The sequence below is a fragment of the Streptomyces sp. NPDC054834 genome (genome assembly GCF_053611185.1).
Window position 1 is genome coordinate 191,400 of the sequence record NZ_JBSGZV010000005.1, and the last position, 13,150, is coordinate 204,549.

At 72.5% G+C, this 13,150-nt stretch carries 12 protein-coding genes; 5 read left to right on the forward strand and 7 right to left on the reverse strand.

From position 1 onward, the window contains the following. Nucleotides 1–44 precede the first annotated feature (44 nt). Complete coding sequence (locus tag ACWGJM_RS09775) at nt 45–1,538, reverse strand: phosphatase PAP2 family protein (RefSeq protein ID WP_453411121.1); 1,494 nt, start codon at nt 1,536–1,538, stop codon at nt 45–47. A 97-nt stretch (nt 1,539–1,635) separates the two neighbouring features. Here ACWGJM_RS09775 and ACWGJM_RS09780 point away from each other — a divergent pair, with 97 nt between their 5' ends. Together ACWGJM_RS09780 and ACWGJM_RS09785 are read left to right on the forward strand one after the other, a co-directional pair. Next, entirely contained in the window at nt 1,636–2,292 is a 657-nt protein-coding gene (locus ACWGJM_RS09780) for a histidine phosphatase family protein (RefSeq protein WP_453411122.1), read from the forward strand. Nucleotides 2,293–2,334: 42 nt separating this feature from the next. Continuing rightward, the gene (locus ACWGJM_RS09785) at nt 2,335–3,954 is read left to right on the forward strand and encodes an ABC-F family ATP-binding cassette domain-containing protein (RefSeq protein WP_453411123.1); all 1,620 of its coding nucleotides are present in this window, start codon (nt 2,335–2,337) and stop codon (nt 3,952–3,954) included. A 27-nt stretch (nt 3,955–3,981) separates the two neighbouring features. On the opposite strand, the gene ACWGJM_RS09790 is transcribed toward ACWGJM_RS09785, so the two are convergent. Continuing rightward, nucleotides 3,982–5,097 carry a baeRF2 domain-containing protein gene (locus tag ACWGJM_RS09790; RefSeq protein ID WP_453411124.1) on the reverse strand — a complete coding sequence of 372 codons (1,116 nt, stop codon included), beginning with the start codon at nt 5,095–5,097 and terminating at the stop codon, nt 3,982–3,984. 57 nt (nt 5,098–5,154) lie between these two features. Between ACWGJM_RS09790 and ACWGJM_RS09795 the strand changes: the two genes are divergently transcribed. Beyond that, nucleotides 5,155–5,442 carry a DUF6158 family protein gene (locus tag ACWGJM_RS09795; RefSeq protein WP_453411125.1) on the forward strand — a complete coding sequence of 96 codons (288 nt, stop codon included), beginning with the start codon at nt 5,155–5,157 and terminating at the stop codon, nt 5,440–5,442. A 64-nt stretch (nt 5,443–5,506) separates the two neighbouring features. Here the strand turns inward: ACWGJM_RS09795 and ACWGJM_RS09800 are convergent, their stop codons facing one another. From ACWGJM_RS09800 to ACWGJM_RS09820, 5 genes are all read right to left on the reverse strand, one after another. Further along, nucleotides 5,507–7,612 (reverse strand): catalase, encoded by a 2,106-nt coding sequence (locus ACWGJM_RS09800; protein WP_453411126.1) that lies wholly within the window; start codon nt 7,610–7,612, stop codon nt 5,507–5,509. Further along, nucleotides 7,612–8,154, reverse strand: a complete 543-nt coding sequence (locus ACWGJM_RS09805; RefSeq protein WP_453411127.1) for a type 1 glutamine amidotransferase domain-containing protein — start codon at nt 8,152–8,154, stop codon at nt 7,612–7,614. Before ACWGJM_RS09805 ends, ACWGJM_RS09800 begins: the two co-directional genes overlap by 1 nt. Before the next feature lie 36 nt (nt 8,155–8,190). Continuing rightward, entirely contained in the window at nt 8,191–8,847 is a 657-nt protein-coding gene (locus ACWGJM_RS09810) for a diguanylate cyclase (RefSeq protein ID WP_453411128.1), read from the reverse strand. Further along, on the reverse strand, nt 8,844–9,221 hold the full coding sequence (locus ACWGJM_RS09815; RefSeq protein WP_453411129.1) for a DUF2795 domain-containing protein: 378 nt from the start codon (nt 9,219–9,221) through the stop codon (nt 8,844–8,846). The genes ACWGJM_RS09810 and ACWGJM_RS09815 overlap by 4 nt, the downstream gene beginning before the upstream one ends. A 100-nt stretch (nt 9,222–9,321) precedes the next feature. Beyond that, nucleotides 9,322–11,130 carry a thiamine pyrophosphate-requiring protein gene (locus ACWGJM_RS09820; RefSeq protein WP_453411130.1) on the reverse strand — a complete coding sequence of 603 codons (1,809 nt, stop codon included), beginning with the start codon at nt 11,128–11,130 and terminating at the stop codon, nt 9,322–9,324. 298 nt (nt 11,131–11,428) lie between these two features. On the opposite strand from ACWGJM_RS09820, the gene ACWGJM_RS09825 reads away from it, so the two are divergent. After that, nucleotides 11,429–12,223 carry an RNA polymerase sigma factor SigF gene (locus tag ACWGJM_RS09825; RefSeq protein ID WP_453411131.1) on the forward strand — a complete coding sequence of 265 codons (795 nt, stop codon included), beginning with the start codon at nt 11,429–11,431 and terminating at the stop codon, nt 12,221–12,223. A 200-nt stretch (nt 12,224–12,423) separates the two neighbouring features. After that, the gene (locus ACWGJM_RS09830) at nt 12,424–13,143 is read left to right on the forward strand and encodes a hypothetical protein (protein ID WP_453411132.1); all 720 of its coding nucleotides are present in this window, start codon (nt 12,424–12,426) and stop codon (nt 13,141–13,143) included. Nucleotides 13,144–13,150: the final 7 nt, after the last annotated feature.

Here is a 13,150-nt window from a genome sequence, read left to right on the forward strand (position 1 = left end):
CCGCATTGTGAGACCCGCGTTTTGACATATGGACTGACGGAGTGTCAGATCTGGGGCAGCGGGCGGTAGACCGTCAGCGCCTCGGGCAGCTTCTCCAGCGTCACCTCGCCCGACACCTCGGTGACCTCGCCGTCGTACGCCAGCGGCGTGCCGGGCTCCACCCCGGCCAGGCGCAGCCGGCCCACCTGCACCGCCCCATGCGCCGGGGAGCGGGTCAGCGGACCCGCCGCCGCGGCGGCGAGCAGGCGCAGCGCGGGCCTGCGGCTGCCGTACACCACCCGGACGTCCAGCAGCCCGTCCGCCAGATCGGCACGGCGGCCGGGCGCCAGGCCCCTGCGGTGATAGACGCCGTTGCCGACGAACAGCAGCCACAGCGGGCGGGTCTCGCCGCCGACCTCCACCGCCAGCGGGTGCCGGTCGGCGCGCAGCACGCGCAGCGCCCCGAGCACCCCCGCCGGCCAGCCGCCGATCCGGCCCGACCAGCGCTCCCGCTCGCGCACCAGCTCCGGGTACACGCCCAGACTGAGGGTGTTGAGGAAGACGCCCTCGCGGTCGCGGGCCCGGAACCGGCCGACGTCCACCCGTACCGCCTCGCCCTGGCGGACGGCCCCGGCGAGGTCCCGTACGTCCTCCACGCCGAGGTCGTAGGCGAAGTGGTTGAGCGTGCCGCCCGGCAGCACGGCGAGCGGCAGGCCGTGCCGCAGGGCGACCCCGGCGGCCGCGTTCACCGTGCCGTCACCGCCGCACACCCCGAGCACCCGGGCCCGTGCCGCCGCCTTCTCCAGCTCGGTCCGCACCTCCTCCGGCGCGCACTCCACCACCTCCGCCGCGGGCAGGGCGTCCCGCAGTGCGCGGGCCCGGTCGGCGGTGCCCGAGCCGTTGTTGGCGACGACCACCAGACCGTCGCCCCCTTCCAGTGCCGGCGCCTCGGCACGGGGCCGGGCCGGCGGGCTGCTCTGCCCCCGGGTCGGCACCAGGCCCCGGACCGCGTACGCGGCGCCCACGCCGAGAGCGGCACCCGCGAGGACGTCGCTCGGGAAGTGCACACCGGTGTAGACCCGGGACATGGCGACGGAGAACGCCACCGGCGCCACCACCGCGCCCCAGCCCGGCGACTCCAGCGCCACCCCGGCGGCGAACGCGGCCGCCGACGCGGAGTGACCCGACGGGAAGGACGTGGTGATCGGCTGCCGCTTCAGCTGCCGCACCAGGGGCACCGGATCCAGCACCGGCCGCGGGCGGCGCACCGACCGCTTGCCGAGGGTGTTGATGGTCAGGGAGGCCAGGCTCAGCGAGGCCAGGCCACGGACGGCGGCCCGGCGGGCGCGCGGGGTGCGGACGGCGGCCATGGCGGCGGCGGTCGCGAACCACAGCACTCCGTGGTTGGCGCTGCGGCTCAGCCGCGGCAGCACCCGCTCGGCGCCGGGCCAGTGCCGCTCGGCGGCCACCTCGAACAGCCGGCAGTCCAGCGCGAGCAGCTTGTCACGCGGGATGTGCCGGCCGGGCAGGGGGACGGTGAGGTCGACGTCTGGGCTCATGTGGGTCCGGATACCCTGAAGTGGCCGTTTCTTGTCGGCCCACGGTGTGCCCGGGGCCGCCCGGCGCGGAAGCACCCCGACGCGGAAGGACCGCTGCATGCGCCTGCTCCTCATCCGGCACGGCCAGACCCCGACCAACGTCGACTTCCTGCTGGACACCGCCGTACCCGGCCCGGGTCTGACCGAGCTCGGCGAGCGGCAGGCCGCCGCCCTCCCCGAGGCCCTCGCGGGCGAGGACATCGAGGCCGTCTACGCCTCCACCCTCGTCCGCACCCGGCTCACGGCCGCCCCGCTGGCCGCCGCCCACGGCCTCGAGGTGATCGTCCGGGACGGCATCCGAGAGGTGTCCGCGGGCGAGCTGGAGATGCTGCCCGGCCACTCGGAGCGCGGCGAGCTGTACATGCGCACGGTGTTCGCGTGGGCGGCCGGGGACACCGCGCTGCGCATACCGGGCGGGGAGAGCGGCGCCGAGGCGCTGGCCCGGTACGACGCCGTCGTCACCGAAGCCGCGGACAGCGGCGCCGGCACCGTCGCCCTGGTCAGCCACGGCGCGGCCATCCGCATGTGGACCGCCGCCCGCGCGGACAACGTCGACGTGCCCTTCGCCGCCGCCCGCCCCCTGGACAACACCGGCGTGGTGGTGCTGGAGGGCTCCCCGTCCGACGGCTGGAAGGCACTCACCTGGCAGGGCACGGTCGTGGCCCCGGCGGGGGAGAGCGGACCGGCCGGGCAGCCCGTCGACGCGGCCGGATAAGCGTTTGCCCCAGGTCGCGGGCGCCCCGGAGAATGCCTGCCCATGGGACACCTGGAAGCCGCGCACCTCGAATACCACCTCCCCGACGGGAGGACCCTGCTCGGGGACGTGTCCTTCCGGGTCGGCGAAGGCGCCGCCGTCGCCCTGGTCGGTCCCAACGGCGCAGGCAAGACCACCTTGCTCCGGCTCATCGCCGGCGAGCTGAAGCCGCACGGCGGCACGGTCACCGTCAGCGGCGGCCTGGGCGTCATGCGCCAGTTCGTGGGCTCCGTACGGGACGAGACGACCGTGCGCGACCTCCTCGTCTCCGTCGCACCGCCCCGCATCCGTCAGGCCGCGCGGGCCGTCGACAAGGCCGAGCACGCCGTGATGACCGTCGACGACGAGGCCGCCCAGCTGGCCTACGCGCAGGCCCTCGCCGACTGGGCCGAAGCACGCGGCTACGAGGCGGAGACGCTGTGGGACATGTGCACCACGGCCGCGCTCGGCATCCCCTACGAGCGGGCGCAGTGGCGGCAGGTACGGACCCTCTCCGGCGGCGAGCAGAAGCGGCTGGTCCTCGAGGCGCTGCTGCGCGGCACCGACGAGGTGCTGCTGCTGGACGAGCCGGACAACTACCTGGACGTGCCCGGCAAGCGCTGGCTGGAGGAACGGCTGAAGGAGACCCGCAAGACGGTCCTGTTCGTCTCCCACGACCGTGAACTGCTCGCCCGCGCCGCCGAGAAGATCGTCTCCGTGGAGCCCGGACCGGCCGGCGCCGACGCCTGGGTGCACGGCGGCGGCTTCGCCACCTACCACGAGGCCCGCCGCGAACGCTTCGCCCGCTTCGAGGAACTGCGCCGCCGCTGGGACGAGAAGCACGCCCAGCTGAAGAAGCTCGTCCTCAGCCTCCGCCAGGCGGCCTCCGTCAGCCACGAGCTGGCCTCCCGCTACCAGGCGGCGCAGACCAGGCTGCGCAAGTTCGAAGAGGCCGGGCCGCCGCCCGAGCCGCCGCGCGAGCAGGACATCCGAATGCGCCTGAAGGGCGGCCGCACCGGCGTACGGGCCGTCACCTGCGAAGGCCTCGAACTGACCGGCCTGATGAAACCGTTCGACCTGGAGGTCTTCTACGGCGAACGGGTCGCCGTCCTCGGCTCCAACGGCTCCGGCAAGTCGCACTTCCTGCGCCTGCTGGCCGGCGGCGACGTCGCCCACACGGGGGAGTGGAGGCTGGGGGCGCGGGTCGTGCCCGGGCACTTCGCGCAGACGCACGCCCACCCGGAGCTGGAAGGCCGCACCCTGCTCGACATCCTGTGGAAGGAACACGCCCAGGACCGGGGCGCGGCCATGTCCCGGCTGCGCCGCTACGAGCTCACCCAGCAGGCCGAGCAGTCCTTCGACCGGCTCTCCGGCGGCCAGCAGGCCCGCTTCCAGATCCTCCTGCTGGAACTGGCGGGCGTCACCGCCCTGCTCCTGGACGAGCCGACCGACAACCTGGACCTGGAGTCCGCCGAAGCCCTCCAGGAGGGCCTGGAAGCCTTCGACGGTACGGTCCTCGCGGTGACCCACGACCGCTGGTTCGCCCGCTCCTTCGACCGCTACCTGGTCTTCGGCAGCGACGGCCGGGTCCGCGAGACGCCCGAACCGGTGTGGGACGAGCGCAGGGTGGAACGGGCCCGGTAGCCGCACCGGGCCGGAGCGCCACTCCTGTCACTTCCAGCGCAGCAGCGCGCCCAGGCCGCCCGCCGGAGTGTCGTCCCCCGTGCCCTCCAGCACCGCCGCCACGGACAGCGCGGCGGCGTCTGTCGTCACGGCGGAGCGCAGCAGCGCGTCGTCCGCGCGCGCGGACCAGGAGTTCTGCTCGCCGAGGACCTGAAGCTCGGTACGGCGCACCGCCAGCTGGTCGGGGTCCTCGCCGATCCACACCTCACGGTGGACGTCGGGCCCGTCCGGCCTGATCAGCAGCTCCTCCAGACGGTGCTCCCGGGCGGCCTCCACCAGCCCGGGCACGCCCTCGACGGCGCCGACGCGGCCCTCGCCGTCCGGGGCGCGCGCGGCACGGAACCGGTCCAGCTCCGCCTCGATACGGTGGCGCACGTGGGCGACGCGCACCTGCTCCACCTCGTCGTCCAGCAGCCTGCTGCCGGTGCCGTGCTCGGACTCGACCACGCGCGCGTGCAGCCGCTTCGGCAGCCGCTCGTGCACCTCGCGCCGCTCGCGCTCGTCACCGACCAGGATCAGCAGGTCCGCCCGGGTCTCGTCCTGGCAGACGGCGAGCGCGTCGGCGATCTCCGCCGCGTTGTGCTCCCAGGTGTTCTCCACCTTCAGCTGGAAGTGCCGCTCCGACCAGTCGGCGCTGGAGGTGCGGTGGATCGGATGCTGCCGGCCGACGACCGCACCCGCCTTCCGTCGGCCCAGCGCGCTGCGCAGTTCGAAGTCGGCGCCGCGGCGGTCGATGTACGACACGATCGCCAGCGGGTCCTCACCGGCCAGGTCCAGCAGCGGGGCCACCCGCGGCAGCGGCGCCCACACCGCCCGGTTGCCCGGCGGGGCGTGCGCCAGCACCGGGTCCAGGGTCACTTCGCCGTGCCGCGCGAACAGGGCCCTGCCATGCGGATCGGGGGAATGGCCCAGCGCCTCGATCGCCTCCTCCACCGCCCGGCAGGTGGCGTCGTCCGAGCCCTGCTCCCTCAGCTCGCGCCCCATCGCCTGGGCGGTCAGGTGCAGCTCGTGCGGCGTGTCCTCCGCGTGCCGGGAGGTGTCGACGTACACGGAGGCCCAAGGGCCGGACTGTTCGTACAGTGGATTGAGAAACGCGAGATCCATGGCTCCCTCCCGGATGCCGCTCGGGGGTACTGCGTCCCGGGCGGGTACCCGTACCACATGAACGAACACGACGAGCGGGACATCACGATGACCGGAGTCGACCCCAGCCGCCTGGACGATCAGCAGCTCATGAAAGAGCTGGAGACGATCCACCGCACGCGCCACGACACCCTGCTGTACGCCTCGAACGACGCACTGCGGGCCCACAACGAACGCATGGCCCAGCTCGAGGGCGAGTACCTGCGCCGCAATCCGCGCCGACTGGTCGCCGCCGGCCGCACCCGGGAGGGCGCCCGGGAACGCAGCTGCGCGGAGACGGCGACGCCCGACGGCTCCGGCACCTGAAGAAGGGGCTCCCCGCGCGGGGAGCCCCCAAAGGGTCGACGCGACCGGCGCCGCCGGCCCGCCGTCAGCAGCGCAGCGGAGGCCGGCCCCAGTGCCGGTGGGCCGCGATCGAGGCCACGAACGCCCGGACGAAGTCCGTGTGCGCGGCACCGGGAGCGGTGTCCGTGACCACGCCCCGGTCGCTGATCATGTGGTGGAACTCCGTCGACAGCCTCAGGCCCTCCGGCTCGAGCGCCGACAGGATCCCGACGCCCGACCCGAGCGCGCCGATCGGCTTGCCGTGCCGGTAGGCGGAGCGGACGAAACGCATCGCGTCCGGGTCGCCGGTGACCGCGGGGGTGCCGGTGGGCCCGCCGGGCAGCAGGACCGCGTCGTACAGGACGGAAGCGACCGTAGGCAATGAGCGGTCGACTGTATACGATCGACCGTCTGTCCCCGTCACCGGTGCCTCCGTCGCCGCCAGCGCCTCCACGATCGCTCCCTCGGCCGCCAGCGCCTCCCGCACCGACCCGAGCTGCCCGGCGTCCACACCATCGGCGACCAGCACGGCGATCTGCCGGGTCCGGATCGAACCGTCGCCGCGCAGCGACTCCAGACTCAGCGCGGGCGAGACCTGCTTGACCTGCGCCGCCCCCTCGGCCGACGGCTCGGGCACCCCGACACCCCGCGCCACCTCCGCCGCCAGCCCGCCGTCCACCCTGGCCAGCTGCTCGACCGTCCGCGCCCGCACCGCGCGCGCGTCGACCTTGCCCAGCTCGAACCGGAACGCGGCGACGATGTGCTGCTTCTCCCAGTCGGACATGCTGTGCCAGAACAGCGCGGCCTGACTGTAGTGGTCCTGGAAGCTGGGGCTGCGCCGGCGGATCGTCGCGCCGTCCACCCGCTCGGTGTAGTGGGTGAACGCCGACCCGCCGGCCCCGACGTGCGCGGGGCAGCCGCCACCGAGGGAGTTCGGGAAGTAGTTCGTACCCCGGTGGATCGCGCCCTGGTGGTAGCCGTCGCGGTGGTTGGTGCGCACCGGCGCCACCGGCCGGTTCACCGGGATCTGGGTGAAGTTGGGGCCGCCCAGCCGGATCAGCTGGGTGTCCAGGTACGAGAAGTTCCTCGCTTGCAGCAGCGGATCGTTGGTGAAGTCGATGCCGGGCACCACGTTCGCCGTGTGGAAGGCGACCTGCTCGGTCTCCGCGAAGAAGTTCTCCGGGTTGCGGTCCAGCACCATCCGGCCGATCGGCCGGACCGGCACCTGCTCCTCCGGAATGATCTTCGTCGCGTCCAGCAGATCGAAGTCGAACGCGAACTCGTCCTCCTCCGGCACCAGTTGGACGCCCAGCTCCCACTCCGGGTACTCGCCCGCCTCGATCGCGAGCCACAGGTCCCGCCGGTTGAAGTCCGGATCGCGGCCCTGGCACTCCTGCGCCTCGTCCCACACCAGGGAATGCGCGCCCAGCTTCGGCTTCCAGTGGAACTTCACGAACGTCCCGCGCCCCTCGGCGTCGACGAACCGGAACGTGTGCACGCCGAAGCCCTGCATCATCCGATAGCTGCGCGGGATCGCCCGGTCCGACATCAGCCACATGATCGCGTGCAGCGTCTCCGGTTGCAGCGACACGAAGTCCCACAGGGTGTCGTGCGCCGACGCGCCCGTGGGGATGTCGTTGTGCGGCTCGGGCTTCACCGCGTGCACGAAGTCCGGGAACTTGATGCCGTCCTGGATGAAGAAGACCGGGAAGTTGTTCCCCACGAGGTCGTAGTTGCCCTCGGACGTGTAGAACTTCGTGGCGAAGCCCCGCACGTCCCGCACCGTGTCCGCCGACCCCCTGGGGCCCTGCACGGTGGAGAACCGCACGAACACCGGCGTCCGCACGGACGGGTCCTGGAGGAACGCCGCCCGCGTGAACTGGGCGCAGGACTCGTACGGTTCGAAGTACCCGTACGCGCCCGCACCGCGCGCGTGCACCACCCGTTCCGGGATCCGCTCGTGGTCGAAGTGGGTGAGCTTCTCCCGGAAGTGGAAGTCCTCCATCAGGGTCGGCCCGCGCTCGCCGACCGTCAGCGAGTCGTCGGTGTGGTCGACGTCGACGCCCTGGTCGGTGGTGAGCGGACCCGACGCCGGGTCCTCGGCGTGATACGCCTCGCGCTGCCGCTGCTTGCCGTCGGAAGGGGTGCCCATCAGCCGGCCTCCCCGGCGAACACATGCAGGAACGCGTCGCAGAACGCCTTCAGGTCGTCCGGCTTGCGGCTGGTGATCAACTGGTTGGGGCCGGCGTCGCAGATCTTCACCTGCTCGTCCACCCAGGTGCCCCCCGCGTTGCGGATGTCCGTCCGCAGACTCGGCCACGAGGTCAGCGTCCGGCCGCGTACGACATCCGCCTCGACCAGCGTCCACGGGGCGTGGCAGATCGCGGCCACCGGACGGCTCTGGTCGAAGAAGTCCTTCACGAACGCGACGGCCTTCTCGTCCATCCTGAGGAAGTCCGGGTTGGCCACCCCGCCGGGCAGGACGAGCGCCCCGAACGAGCCGGCCGACGTCTCGCCGACCACCTCGTCCACGGGGAACGTGTCCCCCTTGTCCAGATGGTTGAATGCCTGAATCTTCCCGGACTTCGTCGACACCAGCACCGGTTCGTGCCCGCCCTCCGAAGCCGCCTTCCACGGCTCGGTCAGCTCGACCTGCTCGACCCCTTCGGGGGCCACCAGGAATGCGATGCGCATGGCCGGCCTCCTTTCCGTATACGCAATTGCAACGTCTCAGCCTTCGTCGGTCGCCCGCCACCGGGCGCTGTCGTCCCCGTGGCGCTTCTTCTTCGCCCGGGCCGCCCGCCGGCAGCGCAGCAGCTCCTCGCCGTACGGCAGGAGCACGCACGCGCCGATCGCGGCGCCGACGGCCGCCAGATAGCCGGGCGACAGCGGCCGCCGACGCGGCACCAGACGCCACGCGTCCCGATCGCCCCGGCCGCCGCGCAGCAACGACCGCACCTGGTCGTGGTGCAGGCACATCAGCGCGCTCAGCCCGGCGAACGGCAGCGACTCCAGGAAGCTGTGGATGTGCTGCTCGACCGGCTTGACCTCACGGTCGCTGTCCACCGCCGTCCGCACGTCCCACAGCGCCGTCGCCTCGTGCACGGCCGTCGCCCCGAGCTGCACCGACAGCAGCAGCGGGTTGACCTCGTAGCGCAGGGTCAGCGCGATCGGCAGACCCACCTCGGCCATCATCAGGGAGTGGATCAGGGACTCCTTCGTCCCCGCCGTGTCCTCGATGCGGGTGCGCCGGTGCATGACCCAGTCGGCCAGACCCGGTACGAACCAGCCGGGCAGCAGCCCGTACAGCAGGTACCGGGTGGTGGCGTCACCGACATCGACGGTGACGCCAGTGGCGGCGATCTCCGCTGCCTGGCCCCGGCTCATCCGCGGCCCACCAGTTCCTCGGCCAGCTCCTGCACAGTGGCGAAGTGCCGCTGGCGCGGCAGCCGCGCCACCGCCTCGATCAAGGCGTCCGGCGCGTTCTTGCGACGCAGGGTCCGCGCCAGGTCGGCAGGCCCCGCCGGGAACGCGCTGCGCCCCAGATTCCGGGCCAGCTCGAACCGGACCGTCTCCAGCGTGGCCCCGGAGCGCCCCGGCGCCACCGGGCCGCCCCAGACCTCCGGGTCGTCCTCGGCGGTCGGCTCCGGGTCGTGCCACTCCTCCGTACGCGTCGGGTGCCCGGACCGGAGCAGGCCCTGGAGCTCGTGTTTCATCTCTTCGTCCCGATGGACGCTCAGCCGGTCACTGCCTCGCTGCATGTCTCCCTCCACATCTTCGGGGGTCCGCACCGCGTACCCGGCGACCGCACACCGACACGGGATCCACGGGGTGAAAACGCGCCGGAATGCGCAGCCGTGTCTACTTCCCGTCGTGCCCCGGCAGGAACTCCTGCACCTTCGCCTTGAACCCCTGCTTGATCATCGACCCGCGGTCCGCGTCGCCCTTGAGGATCGACTCGGCCGTCGCCTCCATCTGCTCCCAGGAGGCGTGCGGCGGAATCGGCGGCACCGCCGGGTCGGTGAGGAACTCCACCACCGCGGGCCCGTCAGCCTCCAGCGCCGCGCGCCAGCCCGCCTCCACGTCCTCCGGCTTCTCCACCCGGATCCCGGTCAGCCCCAGGGAACGCGCGAACGCCGCGTACTGCACGTCCGGCAGCTCCTGCGAGGGCAGGAAGGACGGAGCGCCCTCCATCGCGCGCATCTCCCAGGTGACCTGGTTGAGGTCCTGGTTGTTCCACACCGCGAACACCAGCCGCGGATCCGTCCACCGGTCCTGGTACTTCGCCGCGGTGATCACCTCCGCGAGCCCGTTCATCTGCATCGCACCATCACCGACCAGCGCGAACACAGGCCGGTCCGGATGCGCGAACTTCGCGCCGATCGCATACGGCACCCCGGCGCCCATCGTCGCCAGCGTCCCGGACAGCGAGCCGCGCATGCCCGGTCGCATGGTGATGTGCCGCGCGTACCAGTTGGCCACCGAACCGGAGTCCGAGGTGAGGATCGCGTTGTCCGGCAGCAGCGGGTCCAGCGCCCGCGCCACGTACTCCGGGTTGATCGGGTCGGCCGACAGATGCGCCCGCCGCTCCATCGTCTCGTGCCAGCGCCGCACGTTCGCGGACACCGTGTCGAACCACTCCCGGTCCTCGGGCCGGCCCCCGCGGTCGGCCTCCAGCAGCGGGATCAGCCGCTGGAGGGTCGCCTTGGCGTCGCCGACGAGGTTCACCTCGTACGGATAACGCATCCCTACCATGTGCGGATCGAGGTCGATCTGCACGCCCCGAGCCTTGCCGAACTCCGGCATGAACTGCGTGTACGGGAACGAGGAGCCGATGGTCAGCAGTGTGTCGCAGTCCCGCATCAGCTCGTACGACGGGCGCGTGCCCAGCAGGCCGATCGAACCGGTGACGTACGGCAGCTCGTCGCTGAGCACGTCCTTGCCCAGCAGCGCCTTGGCGACGCCCGCGCCGAGCAGCTCCGCGATCCGCTGCACCTCCGCGACCGCCCCCGCGGCACCCTGCCCGATCAGGATGGCCGGCTTGTCACCGGCGTTCAGGATCTCCGCGGCCCTGCGCAGCGCGTCGTCGGTCGGGATCGCCGTCGACTCGCTCATGCCCAGGCTGGAGGGCACCATCTTGAACTCGTGCGTGGGCGCCGAGTAGTCCAGTTCCTGCACGTCACCCGGGATGATGATCGCCGTCGGGCAGCGACGGGCGTACGCGGTGCGGATCGCCCGGTCCAGCACGTTCGGCAGCTGCTCGGGGACGGTCACCGTCTCCAGGAAGTCGGAGGCGACGTCCTTGAACAGTGTGTGCAGGTCGACCTCCTGCTGGTAGGAGCCGCCCATCGCGGTCCGGTGTGTCTGGCCGACGATCGCCAGCACCGGCACATGGTCGAGTTTGGCGTCGTACAGCCCGTTGAGGAGGTGGATGGCGCCCGGTCCCGAAGTCGCCGCGCACACCCCGAGACGCCCGGAGAACTTGGCGTAGCCGACCGCCTGGAAGGCGGACATCTCCTCGTGGCGGGACTGGATGAACCGCGGCTGGTCATCGGCCCGTCCCCAGGCCGCGAGCAGGCCGTTGATGCCGTCGCCGGGATAGCCGAAGACCTGCTCCACACCCCACTCGCGCAGCCGCGCGAGGATGTGGTCGGAGACCTTGGTGCTCATGGAGACAACCTCCAGGTGGTGAGGAAGCGGACGATCCGGTCAGCGGTTTCCGAGTCACCCCCCGGGCATGCTGAAAACCTGTACGGGCTCTCCCGCGCGGGTTCCCCGGGGGCCGACGGGGCGCCGGACGGGTGTTTGCCCCCTCGGGCCGGGGGCAGGCGCAGCAGCACAGTGCTTCGGACAGGAGGCACACCTCCGTGGGAGCGGCGAGTCGTCGCCATGGGTGCGTCTGTCCGGATCGGATGCGCTCCCGCGGTGACCGTCGAACCCATGCACTCCAGGGGAGTTGCGACGCACCATGCCGAACCGAGCGAGCACGAAGCGCCACCCCCACGACGACGCTCCCGACACCGCGGACGCCTTCCGCCGCCTCACCGCCCTCCCGCCCGGAGCCGAACGCGACGCCCTGCGCGACGAGATCGTCGAGGCCTGGCTGCCCATGGCCGAACGGATCGCGGGACGGTTCCGCAGCCGCGGTGAGAGCTACGAGGACCTGCGGCAGGTCGCCGCCCTCGGCCTGGTCAAGGCCGTCGACCGCTACGACCCCGAACGCGGCAACGCCTTCGAGAGCTATGCCGTGCCCACCGTCACCGGCGAGATCAAACGGCACTTCCGCGACCACATGTGGACCCTGCACGTGCCCCGTCGGGTACAGGACCTGCGCAACCGGGTCCGGTTCGCCGGCCAGGACCTGTCCCAGACCATCCCCGGCCGCCGTCCCACCGTCGCGGAGATCGCCAAGCACGCCAACATGAGCGAGGAGGACGTCCGGGTCGGCCTGGAGGCACTGGAGAGCTTCTCCGCGCTCTCCCTGGACGCCGAACTGCCGGGCAGCGACGACGGCCACTCCCTCAGCGACGCCCTCGGCGCCCCGGACCCCGCGCTCGACACGGTCGTCGACCGCGAGGCCGTCAAGCCCCGGCTGGCCGCCCTGCCCGAACGCGAGCGGACCATCCTGTACATGCGGTTCTTCGGTGACATGACCCAGAGCCGGATCGCCGAGCAGCTGGGCATCTCCCAGATGCACGTCTCCCGGCTGATCAGCCGCTGCTGCGACCGGCTGCGGGAGCAGGTGATGAGGGACGTGGCGTAGGACGGCGCCGGACGTGAGGTGAAACCCGCCGGACCGAAACCCGCCGGACCGCCGGATCACCCGGAAGGCCCCCGGGCGTCCCGCCAATGGGCTCCGGCCGCGCGCGGCACGCGGCGCGGCGGGCTGTGATGGCAAGACAGGACGCGCAGGCCGCGCCCGTCGCAGCCGCCGTCGCAGCCGTCGTTCGAGGAGCCCCTACCATGCGCCGCACCGCACGCGCCCTGTCCGTCGCCGCCCTGGCCGCGGCCGCGTTCGCCGTCGCGCCGGACGCGTACGCGAAACCCGTCTCCGCGTCCTGCGGCGCGGCCACCGGCACGGACGGCCGGTCGACCGGGCCCGCCGACCGCGGCACCGCCCGAATAGACTCCGGCGACGCTGCCGGGGGCGGTGCGGATGCCGTCGGGCCTGATGCCGTCGGGCCTGATGCCGTCGGGCCTGATGCAGTCGGACCTGACGCCACCGGTCCGAATACCACCGGTCCGAATACCACCGTTCCGGACGCCAAGCCCTGCGCGGCCGGGCAGGACCAGGACGGCCGGGATGACGGCGTGTGGGACGCCGGTGGGCAGGACGCCGGTGGACGGGACGCCGGAGGCCGGGACGAGGGCGCATGGAACGACGGTGGACAGGACACCGGTGGACAGGACACCGGTGGACGGGACACCGGTGGACGGGACGACACCGGTCACGACTGCGCCGAGTCCCCCGATGACCCCTCCTGCGCCCCGCCCACCGTTCCGCACGGCGCGAACGCGGGCGAGGGCGGCACGTTCGACGGGTCCGTGCCCGCGCTGGCGGCCGGCGCGGTACTGATCGCGGCTGCGGGCGCGGGCGCGGTGTACCGGATGCAGGGGCGCACCTCTGGGTACCCGTGGCACTGGAGAGTGCCCGGAGCATCCCGGCACAGCGATGGCCCGTAACGGGGAC

Coding starts and splice junctions, on each gene's coding strand:
- ACWGJM_RS09775 (WP_453411121.1), bottom strand. CDS start 1,538: ATGAGCCCAGACGTCGACCTCACCGTCCCCCTGCCCGGCCGGCACATC.
- ACWGJM_RS09780 (WP_453411122.1), top strand. CDS start 1,636: ATGCGCCTGCTCCTCATCCGGCACGGCCAGACCCCGACCAACGTCGAC.
- ACWGJM_RS09785 (WP_453411123.1), top strand. CDS start 2,335: ATGGGACACCTGGAAGCCGCGCACCTCGAATACCACCTCCCCGACGGG.
- ACWGJM_RS09790 (WP_453411124.1), bottom strand. CDS start 5,097: ATGGATCTCGCGTTTCTCAATCCACTGTACGAACAGTCCGGCCCTTGG.
- ACWGJM_RS09795 (WP_453411125.1), top strand. CDS start 5,155: ATGAACGAACACGACGAGCGGGACATCACGATGACCGGAGTCGACCCC.
- ACWGJM_RS09800 (WP_453411126.1), bottom strand. CDS start 7,612: ATGGGCACCCCTTCCGACGGCAAGCAGCGGCAGCGCGAGGCGTATCAC.
- ACWGJM_RS09805 (WP_453411127.1), bottom strand. CDS start 8,154: ATGCGCATCGCATTCCTGGTGGCCCCCGAAGGGGTCGAGCAGGTCGAG.
- ACWGJM_RS09810 (WP_453411128.1), bottom strand. CDS start 8,847: ATGAGCCGGGGCCAGGCAGCGGAGATCGCCGCCACTGGCGTCACCGTC.
- ACWGJM_RS09815 (WP_453411129.1), bottom strand. CDS start 9,221: ATGCAGCGAGGCAGTGACCGGCTGAGCGTCCATCGGGACGAAGAGATG.
- ACWGJM_RS09820 (WP_453411130.1), bottom strand. CDS start 11,130: ATGAGCACCAAGGTCTCCGACCACATCCTCGCGCGGCTGCGCGAGTGG.
- ACWGJM_RS09825 (WP_453411131.1), top strand. CDS start 11,429: ATGCCGAACCGAGCGAGCACGAAGCGCCACCCCCACGACGACGCTCCC.
- ACWGJM_RS09830 (WP_453411132.1), top strand. CDS start 12,424: ATGCGCCGCACCGCACGCGCCCTGTCCGTCGCCGCCCTGGCCGCGGCC.